We start from the raw sequence: 19,044 nt of genomic DNA, 5'->3' as shown, positions 1-19,044 counted from the left end.
ACGCGAGTCCTCCGGCCTTCTTCTTTACCGGCGCGGCGTCAGGCTCTCGAAATCGGCCATCTCGTAGAGCGGCCGGATTTCGATTTCGCTCGGTCCCATCATCGGATTCGGGCAGCGCTTCACCCAGGCGACGGCCTCGTCCATGTCCTTGACTTCCCAGAGCCAATAGCCGGCGACCAGCTCGCGGGTTTCGGCAAAAGGGCCGTCGATCACGGTGCGGCCGGGGCCGTCGAACGCGATGCGCTTGCCCTGCGAGGATGGCTTGAGGCCGTCGCCCGCGAGCATGATGCCGGCATTGACCAGCTCCTCGTTGAACTTGCCCATCGCCTCGAACATCGCGGCCGTCTCGGCCGTCGGGAAAAGGCCCTTTTCGCTGTCCTCGGTAGCCTTCACGAACACCATCACACGCATTGTCTGTCTCCTGTCTGAGCCGGCTTCATCGACCCGGCATCGGAACGACGAACGAGGTTTTGGGGAATCGACAGCGCCCTGCAAATTTTTTGACGGTCGCCGAATAGCCGCCCCGAAGGTCCGCGACCGAGGGACGCGCCGCGGGACAAGGGAACAGGCATCGGCCTCCCCGCATTTCTCTCGCCATGCGACCCCGGAAACCCTCCGCATGACCATCACGCGCTGGCCCACGCGGCTGTGGCTCGTCCGGCACGGCCAGAGCGCCGGCAACGTCGCGCGCGACCTCGCCCACGCGTCGGGCGAGCACCGTATCGCCATCGACATCCGCGATGTCGATGTGCCCTTGTCCGAACTGGGCGAACGCCAGGCAGAGGCACTCGGCCGCTGGTTCGTACGCGGCGAGGGCCATGGCTGCCCCGACGTGATCCTCGCCAGCCCCTATCTCCGCGCCCGCGAAACCGCACGGCGCTTCCGCGACGCCGGGGGCGCAAACCCGAATGAAGCCATCTGCGTCGACGAACGCCTGCGCGAGAAGGAGTTCGGCATCCTCGACGGCCTCACCACCGCCGGCATCCGCGCGGTGCAGCCCGAACAGGCCGAGTTCCGCCGCCTGCTTGGCAAATTCTATCACCGGCCGCCCGGCGGCGAGCTGGTGCGACGTGATCTTCCGTCTCCGCTCGCTGATGGACACGGTCTCGCTGCATCATGCCGGACGCGACGTGATGATCGTCGCGCACCAGGTGGTGGTGCTCTGCCTTCGCTACATCATCGAGAACCTGAGCGAGGCCGAGATTCTCGCAATCGACAAGGCGAGCGACGTCGCCAATTGCTCGATCACCGAATATGCGCACGATCCCGGAATCGGAAAGGACGGCGGGCTGGTTCTCGTCCGCTACAACGTCACCGCGCCGGTCGACGAGGATCCCGTCGCGGAGACCACCTCCGCGCCGGACGCGATGGTCGCCGCACGCGGATGACGCCGCTCGACGCTGCCTGGCTCGCCGCCCACCCACTTCCCGCGCCCGCCGCCGATACCAACAAGAACAGCCGCGGCCGCGTACTCGTCGCCGGCGGCTCGGAGACCGTCCCCGGTGCGCTTCGCCTGACCGGCGAGGCCGCGCTCCGCGCCGGCGCGGGCAAGCTCCAGCTCGCCACCGTCGAACGAGTCGCACTGCATCTCGGCATGTTCGTTCCCGAAGCCGCGATCTTCCCGCTTTCCGCCAATGAAGCGGGCGAGCTCGGCGACGATGCAGGCGAAGCGCTGCGCGGCTATCTCGAGCGCTGCGATGCGCTCGTGCTGGGCCCAGGCATGGGCGCGAAGGCGCCCGCCGCGGCGATCCTGAAGGCGGTGATCGCCGAGCCCCGCGCCGGTCTCTCGCTGGTGATCGATGCTGCTCCGATCGCCGCCGCCGCCGATCTCGCGGCGCAGATCCGGGCGCATCGCGGCCATATCGTGCTCACGCCCCATCCCGGCGAGATGGCGAAGCTGATGCGCTGCGATCCCGCGCGGGCGAAGGAGGATCCGGCCGGTCTCGTGCACGAAGCCGCCCGGCACTTCGATGCCGTGGTGCTGCTCAAGGGCCCGGAGACCTGGATCGCTTGCCCCGGCGAGGATGTGCTCCGTTATCCCGGCGGCGGACCGGGGCTGGCGACCGGCGGTTCGGGCGACGTCCTTGCCGGCATCATCGGCGGCCTGCTGGCGCGCGGTGCGGCGCCCCGCATCGCCGCCGCCTGGGGGGTGTGGCTGCACGGCGAAGCGGGGCGCCGGCTGGCCGAGCGCGTGGGTCCGCTCGGCTTTCTCGGCCGCGAGCTGGTCGGAGAGATCCCCCGCCTGCTCGCGGCCATCGGCTAGAGATAGCTCGTCACTGCGGGCGGCTGCCACCACGCGTTGTTGCGCCCGTCACCATAATTGATCGGCGCGGCCGCCAGTTCCTCGTCGGTCGCATCGTCGAGCGATCCCAATTGCACCGACACGAACGCACCGCCGATCTCGGGCACGTCGCCCTGGCTGAACGGCGCGCAGCCGCATTTGCTGCAGAAGCGGTGGCTCCCCTGCCCCGTCCCGAACGAATAGTCGCTCAACACCTCTTCGCCACTCAGCAGCCGGAACGCTTCGGGCTTGAGCAGCGCGCCCCAATTGCGCCTCTTGGTGCAGATCGAGCAATTGCATTTGCCCGTGCCTGCTTCGAGATCGATCTCGGCCTCGAAGCGCACCGCGCCGCAATGGCAGCTGCCATGATAGGTCTTCTGCATCGTTCGACTCCCTTTGCTTTCGAAAGCTAGACTTACTGCCATGCTACTGCCAGCATGGTGTCAGCAGCATGGCAGTAAGGTCCTTTTTATGCGCAAGGCCGACCGCCTCTTCCAGATCGTCCAGATCCTCCGCCGCACCGGCCGGCCGGTGACCGCTGACGCGATCGCCGCCGAGCTCGAGACCTCGAAACGCTCGGTCTATCGCGACATCGCCGCGTTGATCGGGCAACGCGTGCCGATCCGCGGCGAGGCGGGGATCGGCTATGTTCTCGAAGGCGGCTTCGATCTGCCCCCGCTGATGCTTACCGCGGACGAGATCGATGCGGTGGCTCTGGGCGTGCAATGGGTTGCCGGCCATGCCGATCCCGCGCTGGCGCGTGCCGCACGCGACGTGCTCGCCAAGGTCGCGGCGGTGTTGCCCGACGATATGCGCGCCTTTCTCGAAGACCCTCGGCACGAACGCCGCCGGCGTGGGAAACGGTCGAGGATCGCGTCGACGCAGCCCAGCTGCGGGGCGCCATCCGCGCCGCGTGCAAGATCCATATTTCCTATGTCGATCCGTCTGACAAGCGCACCGAACGGACGGTCTGGCCGCTGGTGATCGGCTATCTCCACGCGGTCCGGGTGCTCATCGCGTGGTGCGAATTGCGAAACGATTTCCGTAGCTTCCGGTTGGATCGGATCGCGGGGGTCACGATCCTCGACGATCGCATACCGATGGATCCGGGAGTGCTGCGGAGACGATGGCACGCGACCTTGGGCCTTCCCCGGACAAACTGATTTCTCATCGATTCGATTCGGGCGGAATGGCGCGAATATGGTTTCCATCTTCAATTGATACCGGTATCAATATTGCCATATCATTGATTTTCAATCGATTTAATCAGCGCGCTTGCGGTTGCCCGAGCAAGGGGTTCGCGCTACCTTTATGCTACCGGTGTCTATGACGATTCCGGAGCGACGGTCGCAAAGGCCGCGCGAAACGAGGAGAGGCAAACGCCCGCGGGTCCTGCAGCGACGGTTCGATCGCCCGCATACCCCGGCAATCGCGGCAAACGCCGCCCCTCCTCGACGACATATGATGGGGACGACCGCTTGGGATGGCGGCGCCCGCCAACGGGAGGAAAAGATGACCAAGAAGAACGCCACCGCCACGATACTGCGCACCGGCGCGTCCTTTGCCGCGCTCGCGCTGGCCGCGGCCTGGGGCAGCGCTGCCCTCGCACAGGACGCCGCGCCCGCAGCCGAAGTGCAGACCGCCGCCGCTCAGAACCAGGTCGATGCCCCGTCCCAGAGTGACGAGATCGTCGTCACCGGCTTTCGCGCCTCGCTGCAGAACGCACTGAACATCAAGCGCGCCTCGAACCAGATCGTCGACGCGATTACCGCCGAGGACATCGCCGATTTCCCCGACGCCAACCTCGCCGAATCGATCCAGCGCCTGCCCGGCGTTTCAATCGACCGCGACAATGGCGAGGGCCGCACGATCACTGTGCGCGGCCTCGGCGGCGACTTCCAGATGGTGCGGCTCAACGGCGCGGATGCGCAGAACGTCGCGGGCGGCAATCAGTCGGACGCCGGCGCCAACCGCTCGCGCGGCTTCGACTTCAATACCTTCGCCTCCGAGCTGTTCGGCGGAATCAAGATTACCAAGTCGACCGCCGCCGAAAATGACGAAGGCTCACTCGGCGCGATCATTGATCTCACCACCGGACGGCCGCTGTCCTACAAGGGCAATCGCTTCGCCATCGGCGCCGAGGGCGAGTATCGCGAGAACGGCAAGAGCTGGAATCCGCGCTTCACCGGGCTCGCGTCGGTCAAGATCACAGACAATTTCGGCATCCTCGTCTCGGGCGCATACCAGAAGCAGGAGCAGCAGATCGATTCGTACCGCCGCGGCATCGGCGCGTTCGAATATGCCTATCGCAATTCGCAGCTGAACGGCGTGACGCCGATCACCTACGGCTTTGCGCGTCCGGGCGGCACCGGCGCCACCTTCGGTTCGGATCCTGCGGCCTATGCCCTGATCACGCCGACCACGATCATCCCGACCTTGCCTTCGATCGGCCGTCAGTTTCTGGATTACGAGCGGCTCGGCTTCACCGCAACGGCGCAATGGCATCCGGCACCCGGCACCGAGATCACGATCGACGGCGTCTATTCGAAATATGATCAGAACAGCAATTCGAGCGGCATCACCACCATCGGCCTGAACCGCAACGGCACCAATGCGCGCGCCGCGCAGACGGGCTCGGCGGGGCTGCGGCCGGTCGGCAACGCCAATTACTTCGCCGATCGCGTCGCGCTCTATCCCAATTGCGTGCCGAGCGCGGTCATCGACTGCAACGGCGAGGCCGCCGGGACGGGCCTCGGCGCAACGCCGCTGCCCGGCTATTTCAACAGCCTCAATCCGAACAACCTCAATCCGTTCGATTACTACAACAATCCCGCTTCGCCCGGCTATGTGGCAACGGCGAACGGCACCGGCTTCTACAACGAACTGATCGGCCGTCCGAACACCAAGATCCGCGCGGCGCACGTCAACGGCGCGAACCAGGCCGATTATCTCGTCCTCGACGATGTCGACTGGCGCAGCTTTGCCGACGCGCAGTTCGGCACCACCGAGTTCAAGCAGCTCACCGCGAACATACACCAGGATCTGACCGACGGCCTCTATGTCGATGCGACCGCCGGCTGGTCGAAGTCCGAATTCCGCGCTTACGGGCTGCTCGCCGAGTTCAATGCGATCGATCGTGACGGCTACACGTTCGACGATCGCGACGGCGGCAAGATGCCGGGGTTCAATCCCGGCTTCGACGTCGCCAACCCGCAGAGCTGGTCGCTGGTCAAGGGCCTGTCGACGATCCGCTATTTCACCAACACCGTCGACAACGAATTCCGGGTCGCTCGTGTCAACTTCACGTATGAAGCGCTGCCGGAGATGGCGCTCAAGTTCGGCATGACCGCCAAGAAGTTCGACTATTCCGGCGATCAGGGCCGTCGCAACCAGGGAATGGAGGCGATCAACCCGACCCTCGCCGAGGCGCATCTCAACGTCACCGATCTCGGCCAGACCGTCGGTTTCGGCCAGGGGCTGAACGTTACCGCAGGAACGCCGACCAGCTATTTTGCGCCGGACCTGAACAAGTTCGTCAACCAGTTCGGCATCGACTGCAACTGCGTCAACAAATGGGGCGATTTCCGCGCGATCGTCGACGGGCGCCAGCGCGCCGCAGTCACCGAGCAGGACGTCTCGGGTTTCTTCCAGGTCGATTACAAGGTCGATCTGTTCGGCCGGCCGTTGCGCGGCAATGTCGGCATGCGCATCGCCAACACGCGCGTCTCCGGCTCGGGCAATGTCGGCGGCAGCGACGGCGTAGCGGGCGTACCCGTCACCGCGCACAACGAATATTGGGACTGGCTGCCCTCGATGAATGCCAATTGGGAAGTCGCCGACAATTTCCTGATCCGCTTCGCCGCGGCGGAGGTTATGTCGCGTCCGCAGCTTTCTGCGCTGACGCCGGGCACCACTTCGTTCGCCACCGGCCTGAACGCGACCGGCGCGGCGCCGGCGGTCACCATCGGCAATCCCTATCTCAACCCTTTCCGCGCGACCAATCTCGATCTCAGCTTCGAGAAATATTTCTCCCATAACGGGCTGATCGCGGTCAATTTCTTCAAGAAGAGCATCGGCAGCTTCCCGCAGCAGATCGCGCTGGAGGCGCCTTTGTCGTCGGTGTTCGAACCGGCGCTCTACCAACAGGTGCTCGCGTCGATCACGAGCCCGACGCTCCAGTCCTACACGCGTGCCGGCGGCATCTGGGCGATCCGCCAGTTCGCCGACGCGCCGGGCGGCGATATCAAGGGCGTGGAAGTCAATCTGCAGACCGACTTCTATTTCCTGCCCGCGCCGTTCGACAAGTTCGGCATCACTGCCAACTATACGCACATCGATTCGAACCTGAGCTATCTCACCGGTACGGTGCTCAATACGACCCAGACCGGAGGCTCGACCGCGCAGAACAGCTTCGCCGAAGGGCCGTTCCTCAACACCTCGCCCGACGCCTTCAACGCCACGCTTTATTACGAGAACAGCGTCTGGTCGGCGCGCGTGTCGGGGGCGTATCGCACGCGCTACGTCAACCGCTTCCCGCTCGCGAGCGGCACCTGCTCGGTCGGCACCACCACCAATGCCGGCGCCGCGTGCAACTCGCCGGTCGTGGCCGATTTCGGCTATAACGAGAACACGCTCAACATCGACCTTGCGTTCGCCGTAAACGTCACGAACTTCGCCAAGCTCACGCTCGAGGCGCGCAACCTGACCAACGACCCGCAATATCGCACGATGTACGGCGCAAATCCGGTCACCCAGACCTATGCCAGCACCGGTCGCATCGTCACCGGCGGCCTGCGGCTGATCTTCTAAGGGGCAAGGCGGCGATGCATATCGGCATTGCCGCCACCCTTCCGACCGATATTGCACGGCTCACTCTCACCGCCTCCAGTTTTCGAGGATAGACCGATGAAGCTCACGCGTCGCGAATCGATCGGCACCGCCTTGCTCGGAGGCGGCGCGCTGGCGCTACCTGCCGGTGCGGCGCCCGCGCGCAAGCCCGCACCCGACTGGAAGCGCGGCTTCGACAATCAGCGCGTCGCCGATCTGGGCAACGGCAATTTCCTCAATCCGCTGATCTCGGGCGATCGCGCCGATCCCGCCATCCTCAAGGACGGCACGGATTATTACATGACCTTCTCCAGCTTCGATTCCTATCCGGGGCTCACGATCTGGCATTCGCGCGATCTAGTGAACTGGCAGCCGCGCAAGGCCGCGCTGACGAAGAACATCGGCTCGGTCTGGGCGGTCAGCCTCGAGAAGCATGACGGCCGCTATTTCCTCTACATTCCCGTAAAGGCGAAGCCGAACTCGATCTTCGTGATCTGGGCCGATCATATCGACGGGCCGTGGAGCGATCCGATCGACCTCAAGATGCCCAACCATATCGACCCGTGCCACGCCGTCGGCGAGGACGGCTCGCGCTGGCTGTTCCTGTCGGGCGGCGACCGCATCCGCCTGTCCGCCGACGGCCTCTCGACCGTCGGCTCAGTCGAGCATGTCTATGATCCGTGGCGCTATCCCGACGATTGGGATGTCGAGGGCTTTTCCCCCGAGGGTCCCAAGATCCACCGTCACGGCGAGTATTTCTACATGATCACCGCGGTGGGCGGCACCGCCGGTCCGCCCACCGGCCACATGGTCATCGCCGCACGCGCGCGCTCGATCCATGGGCCGTGGGAGCAATGCCCCGCCAATCCGCTGGTGCGCACCACCAGCGTGGACGAGAAATGGTGGTCGCGCGGCCATGCCAGCCTTGTCGAGGCGCCCGACGGCAGCTGGTGGTCGGTCTATCACGGCTTCGAGAACGGCTATTGGACGCTCGGCCGCCAGACCCTGCTCGATCCGGTCGAATGGACGAAGGACGGCTGGTTCAGGATGAAGGGCGGCGATCTGTCGCAGCCGATCCGCAAGCCCAAAAGCGGCACCGCGCTGCCCCATGGCCAGCCGCTCTCGGACGATTTCAGCAAGCCGCTGCAGCTCGGCAGCCACTGGAATTTCTTCAAGCCCGCGCCCGACGAGAGCAACCGCCAGCGCGTCGAGAATGGCGCGCTCGTGCTCAAGGCCAGCGGCACTGCGCCGAGCAGCTCCTCGCCCTTGCTCCTCATCGCCGGAGACCAGGCCTATCAGTTCGAATGCGATATCGAGATCGCCCCCGGCGGCGTCGCGGGCCTGCTGCTCTTCTATGACGAGAAGCTCTATGCCGGCCTCGGCTTCGACGAGAAGCGCTTCGTCACGCACCAATATGGCATCGAGCGCGGGCGCCCGGCCAATCCGCACGGGCGCCGCATGAAGATGCGCGTCACCAACAATCGCCACATCGTCTCCTTCCACACCTCGGGAGACGGCGGCCAGACCTGGAAGCGCTTCGATCGCGGCATGGAAGTCTCGGGCTACCATCACAATGTCCGCGGCGGCTTCCTGATGCTGCGCCCGGGCCTCTATTCCGCCGGCGAAGGCGAGGCGCGCTTCCGCGACTTCCGGTTCCGCGCGCTGTGATGCGCAGCCTCGCCTTCGCCGCGATGCTGCTCGCCGCCCCGGCCGTTGCGCAGACCGCGCCGGAAGCGCCGCGTCCGATCGCCGCCTCGAAGATCATCCTCGTCGGCGATTCGACCACTGCGGTGATCGGGGGCTGGGGGCCGAGCTTCTGCGCCTATCACGTGACGTCCTTTGCCGCGTGCGTGAACCTCGCGCGCGGCGGGCGCAGTTCGGGCAGCTATCGCGCCGAAGGCTCGTGGGACCTCGCGCTCGCCGAGATGCGCACGCCGGGCTACAAGAACGTCTGGGTGCTGATCCAGTTCGGCCATAACGACCAGCCCGGCAAGCCCGGCCGCTCGACCGATCTTGCCACGGAATTCCCTCTCAATATGGCGCGCTATGTCGACGAGGTCCGCGCCGCGGGCGCGAAGCCGGTGCTGCTGACGCCGCTCACCCGCCGCATGTTCAAGGACGGCAGGCTCCAGAACGACCTCGATCCCTGGGCTGCCGCGATCCGCAAGGTCGCGGCCGAGAAGAAGGTTCCGTTGCTCGACCTCAATGCCGAGAGCAGTGCCGCGGTGCAGGCGATGGGCGAGGCCGCGGCGGACCGCTTCGCGCAGCTCCGGCCCGGCTCCGCGCCGGTCGCGCCCGTGCCGGCAACCGCGACCGAAGTCGAGGTCCAACCGATGGCCCAGCCCAAGCTCTCGTTCGATCGCACGCACCTGGGAATCGAGGGCGCGAACTATTTCGCCGCGATGGTCACGCGCGAGCTCGCGGCCGTTGTTCCCGGGATGCGTCCGCTGCTGGTGCGCTAGCCGCCCGGTGCCTCACGACGGAGAACGGGTGGTTAGCCGCGAAAGGTCACACTAGGGTCACACTGATTGCGTGGTTCTGGCCGGCCGTGTTCCTGCGCAGGCAATCCAGGATGGTGTGGACCAGGCAGCGCTTATCCTGCTTTCGCACGAGCAGGATGAGAGGGGCGTTACGATGTCAAAGAGCTAGATGAGGCTGTCAGGCGAAATCCTACATTGCAAGCATGTTTGCAAATGTCTGCAATTGGGGCGTCAGCGGTCGTCCCGCCCCTTCCGTCTGGCGAACGGGTGCCACCTCCCCTAGAGGGCGGGCATGATCCGCCTGCGTCCCCAGACCGCCGCGTATTGCATGCTCGCATTGGTGATGCTGCTCTGGGCGGGCAATTCGATCGTCGGCCGCGCGGTACGCGAAGACATACCGCCGCTGTTTCTCGCATTGCTGCGCTGGACGGGCGCTTTGCTGGTGATCGCCCCCTTCGCCGCCCGCCACATCGCCCAGGATCGTGCAGCGATCGCACGGAGCTGGCCGGTGATCCTCCTCCTGGGCCTGCTCGGCGTCGCCGCATTCAACGGCTTCCTTTATTCCGGGCTGCGCTACACCACGGCGACCAATGGCCTGCTGGTGCAGGCGGCGATCCCCGCTCTGGTACTGCTCGTCGACTTCCTCATCTTCGGCGCGCGCGCAGGGATCGGTGCGATCATCGGTGTCGCGCTGTCTACGTTCGGCGTCGTCGTGATTATCTTCCAGGGCAAGCTCGGCGCGCTGTCGCAGGTCGCTTTCAATCGTGGCGACGCGCTGATCCTGTGCGGCGTGGTCGCCTGGGCCTTTTACACCTCGCTGCTGCGCCTCCGCCCGAAGCTTCATGCCCCGAGCTTCCTCGCGGTCACCTTCGCGATCGGCGTGCTCGCGATGCTCCCACTGGCCGCCACCGAATGGCACGAGATCGCCGTGATGCACTGGACGCCGCGCGTGTTCGCCGCGGTGCTCTACGTGGCGTTGCTGCCCTCGGTCGTCGCTTTTGCGCTGTTCAACGCCGCCGTCGCGACGCTGGGCCCGGCAAGCGCGGGCCAGGCGATTACGCTGATGCCGCTGTTCGGCGCGCTGCTCGCGGCGCTCACGCTGGGCGAACAACTGCACGCGCATCATTTCGCCGGCATGGCGCTGATCCTCGGCGGAATCCTCGTCAGTGCGTTCGTCCAGTCGCGCCAGAACAGGCGCGCCGACACGCAGGCGGGACTCCCGGCGAGGCTTAGGTTTCAGCGCGAGGAAAGTGGTGCCCGGGGACGGAGTCGAACCGCCGACACTGCGATTTTCAGTCGCATGCTCTACCAACTGAGCTACCCGGGCAGGGCCCGGCGTGGCCGGGAGCGGGCCTCTTAGTCGGCGTCCCGCGCGCTGTCCAGCCCGCTTTGTTGTCCCGGATCGACAGGCTCGCCAGGAACACGATAGCCTTCGCCCAGCCATTGCAGCAGGTCGCGATCCTTGCAGCCGCGGCTGCAAAAGGGCTTGAATCCGGGTTCGGTTGGTTTGCCGCAAATCGGGCAGCCGTCACGCTTGGCCAATGTCTACTCCTTGGGGGCGACGAACGCCGTCGCGCCGCCGATGCGCCGCGCCAGCTCGGCGGTCCATTCGGGCCGCTGCGCCAGCCGGTTGGCGATTCGCCTGTCCACCATATGGGTAGCCGGCGGCGGCGGGGAAGCCGCTCGATACGGCGCAGCTCCGCGCGTGCCTGTGCTCCCACCGGATCGGCACGCAACAGCTCCGGAAGCGAGGGACGGGTCCGCCGCCGCACGATCTGCAGGAAACCGAAACCGTTGACGGTGGTGCGTTCGAACGGCTGTGGCAGTGCCGCGTCGATCGCCTCCGCCACTGCCTGCCGCGCCGCCTTGTTCGCCAGGGTCGGGAAATCCACGCCGATCGACCCGGCGATCCCGTGCCGTTCGATCGCCCGTGCCACCGCATGCGCGGCCGCCACCGCCAGCGGTTCGAGCGGTCCGCCGCCGTCGACGTCGAACAAGGTCATCGCCGGCGTGGGCGACAGCCGCAGCGCGCCGCCGGGGAACCCGATCTCGCCGGTCACTGCCTCTTCGAGCACTTCGGACCAACCCGCTTCCTCCAGCAGGTCGCTCTCATGCGCGCGCAGCATTCGTACCGGCACCTCGGTCGCGGAGATCCGCGCCAGCAGGTCCGGCCCTTCGCCCGGCACCGCGTCCACGCCCGCCGGCACTGCCTTGGGAAGCTTGGCACGGCCGGGCTCGGGAATCGCCTCGCGCACGATCCGCACCCTCAGCGTGCCGCCCTGGGTGATTCCCTGCGGCAGCGGATCGCACAGTGCCTCGCCGCCTTCGAACGCGACCTTGCCGGTGCTCTTGTCGACCAGCCGCGCGTTCAGCACCGCCCCGTGTCGCGGTGCGCTGCCTTCGAGTTCGATCCGCGCCTTCCAGATGACCCCGCGCGAGACGAGCGCGGCGCGGTTCTCGCCGATGCCGGCCTCGTAGAGCCACTCAGCCAAGCGCGCGCCCTTCGTGGTCCCGCTGCTGATGCAGCGGGTGGCCAGCAGCCTCGAGCAGTGCGCGGGTCTCGAACACCGGCAACCCGACCACGCCCGAATGGCTGCCCGAGAGGAAGCGGACAAAGGCCTCGGCCTTGCCCTGGATCGCATAGCCGCCCGCCTTGCCCATGCCTTCGCCGCTCGCGACGTACCAGTCGATCTCGGCGTCGCTCAGCCGTTTGAAGGTGACGATCGTGTCCGAGATCCGTGTCCGGGCTTTCCCGTCCAGCCCGATCAGGCACACCGCCGACAGGCAATGGTGCCGCCGGCCCGAGAGCAGCGCCAGCATCCGGCGCAGATCGGCTTCGTCCGCGGGCTTGGCGAGGATGCGGCGGCCGACGGCGATGGTGGTATCGCCGGCGAGGACGATCTCGTCCGCGCCGCGCTCGACCGCCTGCGCCTTGGCCAAAGCGACGCGGAGCACATAGGCACGCGGCAGCTCGCCGGCATGGACGTCCTCGTCGACGTCGGGGGCGGCGATGCGCGCAGGCTCGGCGCCGATCCGCTTGAGCAGATCCAGCCGGCGGGGCGAAGTGGAAGCGAGGACGAGCCGCATCGGCCCGACGCTCACTTGAAGCGGTAGGTGATACGGCCCTTGGTCAGGTCGTAGGGCGTGAGTTCGACGAGAACTTCGTCGCCGACCAGCACGCGGATGCGATTCTTGCGCATCTTGCCGGCGGTGTGGCCGAGGATCTCGTGATCATTCTCGAGCCGAACGCGGAACATGGCGTTGGGCAGAAGCTCAACGACCTGACCGCGCATTTCAAGGAGTTCTTCTTTGGCCAAAAATATGCCTCTCGAGTGAATGCGAGCAAAAGTGGCGGTGCCTTTACTCTGCCGCGCATGAAAAGGGAAGGTGGACGGCAGATCGCGACGTCCAATGTGCCAAGATGGGGTGCCCGGCCCGCAAAGTCCAGCGCCGAACAAGCGCTTGCCTTGGCCGTCGCGCGCCACTTACACTGATGTAAGTGACGGCCGGCAGTGCCGCGAGGAGAGGGTGATGGCGGAGGCATATATCGTCGCGGCGGCGCGCACCGCCGGCGGGCGGCGGGGCGGCCGGCTGATGGGTTGGCACCCGGTCGATCTCGCCGGAGCAATGCTCGCCGAGGTCGCGGCGCGGAGCGGCGTGGATCCCGCCGCGATCGACGACGTCATCATGGGCTGTGTCGGCCAGGCGGGCGAGCAGGCACTCCACGTCGGCCGCAACGCAGTGCTCGCCTCGGGGCTTCCCGCGAGCATCCCCGCCGTCACGATCGACCGCCAGTGCGGCAGCTCGCAACAGGCGATCCAGTTCGCCGCGCAAGCCGTGATGTCGGGCACGCAGGACGTGGTGATCGCCGCCGGCGTCGAGCATATGAGCCGCGTACCGATGGGAACGTCGGTCGCCGGCGCGAAGCCCTATAGCGATCGCCAGCTGGAACGCTTCGGCGTGCGCGGGTTCAGCCAGTTCACCGGCGCCGAGATGATCGCGAAGAAATACGGGCACAGCCGCGAAGCACTCGACGCCTGGTCGCTTGAGAGCCACCGCCGCGCCGCCGCCGCGGTCGAACGCGGCGACTTCGCCGACGAGATCCTTGCGCTCGATATCGAGACCGCCGACGGCCCCGCCCGGCACGCACAGGACGAAGGCATCCGCTTCGATGCGAGCAGGGAGGGGCTGGGCAGCCTCAAGACTTTGGTCGAAGGCGGCGTGATCACCGCGGGCAATGCGAGCCAGATCTGCGACGGCGCATCGGGGGTGATGGTGGTGAGCGAGACCGCGCTCAAGGCGCATGGGCTGACGCCGCTGGCGCGCATCCACAACCTCACCGTCACGGCGGGCGATCCGGTGATCATGCTGGAGGAGCCGCTGTTCGCGACCGACCGGGCGCTCAGGCGCGCGGGGATGCGGATCGACGATATCGACCTGTACGAAGTCAACGAAGCGTTCGCGCCGGTGCCGCTGGCGTGGCTCGGGCATGTCGGCGCCGATCCCGACAAGCTCAACGTAAACGGCGGCGCGATCGCGCTCGGCCACCCTCTGGGCGCTTCGGGCACCAAGCTGATGACGACGCTCGTCCACGCGCTGCGCAAGCGCGGCCTGCGCTACGGCCTCCAGACGATGTGCGAGGGCGGCGGCATCGCCAACGTGACGATCGTCGAGGCGCTGTGAGGGTTCACACAATCCTCCCCGGAGGGGAGGGGAACCAAGCGCAGCTTGGTGGAGGGGTAGTCTCCACGGGCGATATCGCTTGGGGCAACTACCCCTCCACCGCTTCGCGGTCCCCCTCCCCTCCGGGGGAGGATTTTGATGGGCACCCTCTCCGGCATCCGCATCATCGAGTTCGGCGGCATCGGCCCCGGCCCGTTCGCCGCGATGATGCTTGCCGATCACGGTGCCGAGGTGATCCGGATCGAGCGCCCCGGCGCCGCCTTCGGCCCGCACGCGCTGGCCCGAAACCGCAAGGCCATCGGCGTCGAGCTCAAGGCACCCGAAGGCGTGGAGATCGCCCGCGCGCTGTGCCGCGGCACCGACGGCATCATCGAAGGATTTCGCCCGGGCGTGATGGAACGGCTGGGCCTCGGGCCGGAAGTGCTGCTCGGCGATAATCCGCGCCTCGTCTATGGCCGGATGACCGGCTGGGGACAGGACGGCCCGCTCGCCCAAGCCCCCGGCCACGACATCAACTATATCGCCGTCGCCGGGCTGCTCGACGGGATCGGCACACCGGGCGGGCCGCCGGTCGCCCCGGTCAATTATGTCGGCGATTTCGGCGGCGGCGGGATGCTGCTCGCCTTCGGGATGGTCAGCGCATTGCTCGGCGTGAAGATGGGCGCGCCCGGACAAGTCGTCGACGCGGCGATGACCGAGGGCGCCGCATTGCTCGCCAGCATGAGCTGGGGGTTCAAGGCCGCGGGCATGTGGCAGGACGGCCCGGGCGCGAACCTGCTGAGCGGCGCCGCGCCTTTCTACCGGACCTATGCCTGCGCCGATGGCCGCTATGTCGCAGTCGGCGCGATCGAGCCGCAATTCTATGCCGCGCTGGTGGCAGGCCTCGGCGAGGACGGTGCCGGCCAGATGGACGCCGCCGCCTGGCCCGCGCGGACCGAACGCTTCGCGGCGATCTTCGCCACCCGCACGCGCGACGAATGGGTCGCGCATTTCGCGCCCGAGGCGTGCGTGTCGCCGGTCCTCACTTTCGACGAGGCGGCAGCCCACCCGCACAACGTTGAGCGCGGCACCTTCGCGGGCGGCGCCCCCACCCCGCGCCGCGCTTCGCCGCCACACCCGCATCGCCGCCGAAGGTTTCACAACCCGGCGAATGGACCGATCGGGTGCTGGCCGAGCTCGGATATGACGAACCCCGGATCGCGGCCCTGAAAGCCGCGGTGACGATCGGCTGAGGAGAATGGCATGAAGTTCGAGAACATTGCAGCAGTGGTGACGGGCGGCGCCTCGGGCCTCGGCGCGGCAACCGCGCGGGCACTCGCCGCGGCGGGTGCGAAGGTCGCGTTGTTCGACATGAATGCCGAAAAGGGCGAACTGCTCGCGGCCGAGATCGGCGGAATCTTCTGCAAGGTCGACGTCCGCTCGGACGACGAAGTCGATGCCGGTTTCGCCAAGGCTCGCGACGCGCACGGCCAGGAGCGGATCCTCGTCAATTGCGCCGGCGTGGGCAATGCCTTCAAGACCGTCGGGCGCGACAAGGCGACCGGCGAGATCCGCCAATTCCCCGCCGCGGCGTTCGACTGGGTGATCCAGGTCAACCTCGTCGGCAGCTTCCGCTGCATCGTGAAGTCGGCCGCCGGCATGCTCACACTCGACCCCGACCAAGACGGCGAGCGCGGCGCGATCGTCAACACCGCCAGCGTCGCCGCCGAGGACGGCCAGATCGGCCAGGCGGCCTATTCGGCGTCGAAGGGCGGGATCGTCGGCATGACCCTGCCGATCGCGCGCGACCTTTCGGGCGAGGGCATCCGCGTCAACACGATCCTCCCCGGCATCTTCGACACGCCGCTGATGAACGCCGCGCCGCCGCAAGTGAAGGAAGCGCTGGCCGCCTCGGTGCCCTTCCCCAAGCGCCTCGGGCGGCCGGAAGACTATGCCAGCCTCGCGCTCGAGATGCTGCGCAACCCCTATTTCAACGGCGAGGACGTGCGGCTCGACGGCGCGATCCGCATGGCGCCGCGGTGAGCAACTGGCGCGAAGACCCCGAACTGGTCGCCCTCGCCGACGGCGCCGCGCGTTTCTTCGAGCGCGAAGCCCCTCCCGAGCGCATCGCCAAATGGCGCGACGCCGGACAGGTCGAGCGCGCCTTCTGGCGGCAGGCAGGCGAAGCCGGGTTGCTCGGCGTCTCGATCCCGGCCGAATATGGCGGCGCCGGCGGCGACTTCCGTCATGACGTCACGCTCGTCGAACAGGTCGGCCGCCACGGCGTCGAGGGTTTCGCGCTGTCGCTGCACAACGTCATCATCCTGCCCTATGTCCTCGCCCACGGCACCGAGGAGCAGAAACGCCGCTGGCTGCCGAAGCTCTGCTCGGGCGAGAGCGTCGCGGCGATCGCGATGAGCGAGCCCGGCGCAGGCTCCGACCTGCAGGCGATCCGCACCACGGCGCTGAAGGACGGCAACGGCTATCGGATCAACGGCGCCAAGACCTTCATCTCGAACGGCCAGATCGCCGATTTCGTCATCGTCGTCGCCAAGACCGATCCGGCGGCTGGCGGCAAGGGCGTCTCGCTACTCGTCGTCGAGACCGATCAGGCCGAAGGCTTCCGCCGCGGCAAGGCGCTCGACAAGATCGGACTCGATGCGCAGGACACCTCCGAGCTGTTCTTCGACGATGTCTGGGTGCCCGCCGACAATCTGCTCGGCACGACCGAGGGTCAGGGTTTCCGCCAGCTGATGGCCGAGCTGCCGCGCGAACGCCTCGTCATCGCGGTCTCCAGCGTGATCACGATGGAGAAGGCCGTCGAGGTGACGACCGAATACGTCAAGCAACGTCAGGCGTTCGGACAGCGCGTGTTCGACTTCCAGAACACCCAGTTCAAGCTCGCCGAATGCAAGGCCAAGGCGGAAGTGGCGCGTGTGTTCGTCAACGACTGCATCACGCGCCAGCTCGCCGGCACGCTCGACCTCACCACTGCCGCGATCGCCAAGCTTTGGGTCACCGACAGCGAAGGCCAGGTGGTCGACGAGTGCCTCCAGCTCCATGGCGGCTATGGCTATATCAACGACTATCCGATCGCGCGGATGTGGCGGAACGCCCGCGTGCAGCGCATCTATGGCGGGTCGAACGAGATCATGAAGGTACTGATCGCGCGCAGCCTCTGACCCGTGGATTCAGCCGGCGACGATCTTGAGGATCGCGCCGACGATCGTCGCCACCGGCGTGGCGAAGGCGGCGAAGCCTTTGACCGTATCGATCAGGTTCTTGCCCTGCGCCTTGACCACTTCCTTTGGCGGATTCTTCCGCAGCGCCGCATCCGTGAAGGTCTCGTAATCCTTCAGCAGGGCCTTGGCGTCCTCCTCGGGCAATTCCTTGGCCGCTTCGATCAGCGGATCGCGGAGCGCCTTGAGCTGGGTCTTGAGCGCGTCCGGGGCCGTGGCCTCGTCGATCGCCTTGTTGGTCATGGTGATGGTGTTGTTGCTCATCACGCCGAGGTTCACGAGATTGTTGTCGCCGGTGATGTTGACCACGATGTTTCTCCTCAGGATGGAATCGCCGACCTGCGCGTTGATCCGCGCAATCAAGGTCGCTTCGAGAGTGTCGGATTCGCGCGGTTTGAGCACGGAGCGGTCATAGTCCGAAAGCAGCCGCAGCGCCGCCTGCAGATCGACGCCGTGGCGACGCTCGCGGCGCAGCGATCCGGCCAGCCGTTTGCGATGCCGCTCGAGGAAGCCGGCATAAGCGGGATCGTCGCCCGCCTGCTCCTCCAGCATCGCGCAGAGGAACAATTCCTCGTAATGCGCAGTCAGATCCTCGAGCGCCTCGGCGGGCTGGCGCCAGGCGTCACCCCCACGCGGTGCGTCGATATACCAGACCGGCAGCGCGGTATCGCCGTCGGGTGCGCGCCACGGAAAGAAATGGATACGTCCGCCAAAGCCGGGATCGGGCGCGGGCATGTCGAGCGTCAGCGGCAGCGCGACCGGTTCGCGACGCGTGTTGACGAGCACGAGGAAGGGGCGTCCGGGATGGACCCAGTCGGGCTGATACCCGCCGCGCGGCTCGGGTGCGGTGCGGGCGGATTCGCGCGCGTAAAGGTCGCACAGCACCTCCGCTGCCGCGCCCAGCGTATCGTATACGCCCCGGCGATCGGGGTGGCGGACGCTGACGTCGGCGGTGGAGACCATCTCGATCAGCTCGCCCAGCTGCGCCTGCCCACCGGCCGCGGCCTGCGCGTCCAGCGTCACCGCGAGCCGGGCATGGCCGTGCTGGTCGGCGACGATCTCGATCCCGTCCACGCGCAGCGCGAACTGATCCTCGTCGCCGCGCTCGATCTTGATCAGGTCGGCGGCGGAGCAGCGCGCATAGGGCCGCGGTGGAATCCATTTCGCCACCTTGCCCAATCGCCCGACATAATCGGCCGGCGGCGGCGGCTCGCCATAAAGCCAGCGCGGTGCCGGGCGAAGATCAACCGCGGCATCCTCACGCGCGAATCGCGTATCGAAGAAAGGAAAACAAGCCCGGACAAACATGCCGCACGCTATCGCAAGAACAGCGCCGGCCAAAGCCCAATGCACGTCCGCCGGCTCGAAGCCGGCGGACTAGGTTACCATGGAGCCACAAGGACGGGACCTGGAAAGGTACTACCCTTGCCCAACATGGTACAGCCCAGTGCATGTCTCAATGTGTCGCGAGACTGCTGCCAAGGACCGGGCACGCAGCCCGATCAAGGCATTTGCCGCAGCCGCTTCCGTCGAAACGGTCGCGCGCCGCGGCAAA

General features: G+C 66.7%; 16 protein-coding genes, 1 tRNA gene and 3 pseudogenes. 12 read left to right on the top strand and 8 right to left on the bottom strand.

Features of this window, described 5'->3' with window-relative positions:
• Positions 1–24 precede the first annotated feature (24 nt).
• Entirely contained in the window at positions 25–411 is a 387-nt protein-coding gene (locus tag PIB19_RS19865; RefSeq protein ID WP_271238726.1) for a YciI family protein, read from the bottom strand.
• 208 nt (positions 412–619) lie between these two features.
• Here PIB19_RS19865 and PIB19_RS23845 point away from each other — a divergent pair.
• Both PIB19_RS23845 and PIB19_RS19855 read left to right on the top strand, forming a co-directional pair.
• Positions 620–1,388 (top strand): annotated as a pseudogene (locus PIB19_RS23845) (histidine phosphatase family protein).
• Positions 1,385–2,263: an NAD(P)H-hydrate dehydratase gene (locus PIB19_RS19855; protein ID WP_271238725.1), complete on the top strand. Its 879-nt coding sequence runs from the start codon at positions 1,385–1,387 to the stop codon at positions 2,261–2,263. Before PIB19_RS23845 ends, PIB19_RS19855 begins: the two are co-directional and overlap by 4 nt.
• On the opposite strand, the gene PIB19_RS19850 is transcribed toward PIB19_RS19855, so the two are convergent.
• Positions 2,260–2,664, bottom strand: coding sequence for a GFA family protein (locus PIB19_RS19850; RefSeq protein WP_271238724.1), 405 nt, complete (start codon positions 2,662–2,664; stop codon positions 2,260–2,262). The two genes, PIB19_RS19855 and PIB19_RS19850, sit on opposite strands and share 4 nt — an antisense overlap.
• Positions 2,665–2,752: 88 nt before the next feature.
• Here PIB19_RS19850 and PIB19_RS19845 point away from each other — a divergent pair, with 88 nt between their 5' ends.
• The 6 genes and pseudogenes from PIB19_RS19845 to PIB19_RS23835 form a co-directional block, all read left to right on the top strand.
• Positions 2,753–3,265: a helix-turn-helix transcriptional regulator gene (locus tag PIB19_RS19845; RefSeq protein WP_271238723.1), complete on the top strand. Its 513-nt coding sequence runs from the start codon at positions 2,753–2,755 to the stop codon at positions 3,263–3,265.
• On the top strand, positions 3,172–3,444 hold the full coding sequence (locus PIB19_RS23840) for a helix-turn-helix transcriptional regulator (protein ID WP_443018758.1): 273 nt from the start codon (positions 3,172–3,174) through the stop codon (positions 3,442–3,444). The genes PIB19_RS19845 and PIB19_RS23840 overlap by 94 nt, the downstream gene beginning before the upstream one ends.
• A gap of 349 nt (positions 3,445–3,793) precedes the next feature.
• Complete coding sequence (locus PIB19_RS19840) at positions 3,794–7,090, top strand: TonB-dependent receptor domain-containing protein (RefSeq protein ID WP_271238722.1); 3,297 nt, start codon at positions 3,794–3,796, stop codon at positions 7,088–7,090.
• Positions 7,091–7,186: 96 nt separating this feature from the next.
• Positions 7,187–8,776, top strand: a complete 1,590-nt coding sequence (locus tag PIB19_RS19835) for a family 43 glycosylhydrolase (protein WP_271238721.1) — start codon at positions 7,187–7,189, stop codon at positions 8,774–8,776.
• Complete coding sequence (locus tag PIB19_RS19830; protein ID WP_271238720.1) at positions 8,776–9,570, top strand: rhamnogalacturonan acetylesterase; 795 nt, start codon at positions 8,776–8,778, stop codon at positions 9,568–9,570. Before PIB19_RS19835 ends, PIB19_RS19830 begins: the two co-directional genes overlap by 1 nt.
• 310 nt (positions 9,571–9,880) lie before the next feature.
• Positions 9,881–10,696, top strand: a pseudogene (locus tag PIB19_RS23835) (DMT family transporter); the annotation flags it as partial.
• 143 nt (positions 10,697–10,839) lie between these two features.
• Here PIB19_RS23835 and PIB19_RS19820 read toward each other — a convergent pair.
• From PIB19_RS19820 to infA, 5 genes and pseudogenes are all read right to left on the bottom strand, one after another.
• Positions 10,840–10,915 (bottom strand) — tRNA-Phe (locus tag PIB19_RS19820).
• Between the two features lie 29 nt (positions 10,916–10,944).
• Positions 10,945–11,130 carry a DNA gyrase inhibitor YacG gene (locus tag PIB19_RS19815; protein WP_056611123.1) on the bottom strand — a complete coding sequence of 62 codons (186 nt, stop codon included), beginning with the start codon at positions 11,128–11,130 and terminating at the stop codon, positions 10,945–10,947.
• A 3-nt stretch (positions 11,131–11,133) separates the two neighbouring features.
• Positions 11,134–12,080 (bottom strand): annotated as a pseudogene (locus tag PIB19_RS23830) (ribonuclease E/G).
• The gene (locus PIB19_RS19805; protein WP_271238718.1) at positions 12,073–12,675 is read right to left on the bottom strand and encodes a Maf family protein; all 603 of its coding nucleotides are present in this window, start codon (positions 12,673–12,675) and stop codon (positions 12,073–12,075) included. Before PIB19_RS19805 ends, PIB19_RS23830 begins: the two are co-directional and overlap by 8 nt.
• Positions 12,676–12,686: 11 nt before the next feature.
• Positions 12,687–12,905 carry a translation initiation factor IF-1 gene (infA, locus tag PIB19_RS19800; RefSeq protein ID WP_003049127.1) on the bottom strand — a complete coding sequence of 73 codons (219 nt, stop codon included), beginning with the start codon at positions 12,903–12,905 and terminating at the stop codon, positions 12,687–12,689.
• Between the two features lie 214 nt (positions 12,906–13,119).
• Between infA and PIB19_RS19795 the strand changes: the two genes are divergently transcribed.
• The 4 genes from PIB19_RS19795 (at position 13,120) to PIB19_RS19780 (ending at position 17,432) form a co-directional block, all read left to right on the top strand.
• Complete coding sequence (locus PIB19_RS19795) at positions 13,120–14,271, top strand: acetyl-CoA C-acetyltransferase (protein ID WP_271238717.1); 1,152 nt, start codon at positions 13,120–13,122, stop codon at positions 14,269–14,271.
• A gap of 138 nt (positions 14,272–14,409) precedes the next feature.
• Complete coding sequence (locus PIB19_RS19790) at positions 14,410–15,480, top strand: CaiB/BaiF CoA transferase family protein (RefSeq protein WP_336297199.1); 1,071 nt, start codon at positions 14,410–14,412, stop codon at positions 15,478–15,480.
• A gap of 33 nt (positions 15,481–15,513) precedes the next feature.
• Complete coding sequence (locus PIB19_RS19785) at positions 15,514–16,293, top strand: SDR family NAD(P)-dependent oxidoreductase (protein WP_271238716.1); 780 nt, start codon at positions 15,514–15,516, stop codon at positions 16,291–16,293.
• Positions 16,290–17,432, top strand: a complete 1,143-nt coding sequence (locus tag PIB19_RS19780) for an acyl-CoA dehydrogenase family protein (protein WP_271238715.1) — start codon at positions 16,290–16,292, stop codon at positions 17,430–17,432. Before PIB19_RS19785 ends, PIB19_RS19780 begins: the two co-directional genes overlap by 4 nt.
• A 9-nt stretch (positions 17,433–17,441) precedes the next feature.
• Here PIB19_RS19780 and PIB19_RS19775 read toward each other — a convergent pair whose 3' ends face one another.
• Entirely contained in the window at positions 17,442–18,797 is a 1,356-nt protein-coding gene (locus tag PIB19_RS19775; protein WP_271238714.1) for a hypothetical protein, read from the bottom strand.
• Positions 18,798–19,044: the final 247 nt, after the last annotated feature.

Source organism: Sphingomonas sp. 7/4-4, assembly GCF_027941955.1.
In the GTDB taxonomy this organism is placed as follows: Bacteria; Pseudomonadota; Alphaproteobacteria; order Sphingomonadales; family Sphingomonadaceae; genus Sphingomonas.
The sequence above is the reverse complement of the archived record's forward strand: the minus strand, read 5'-3'. Positions and strand labels throughout refer to the sequence as shown.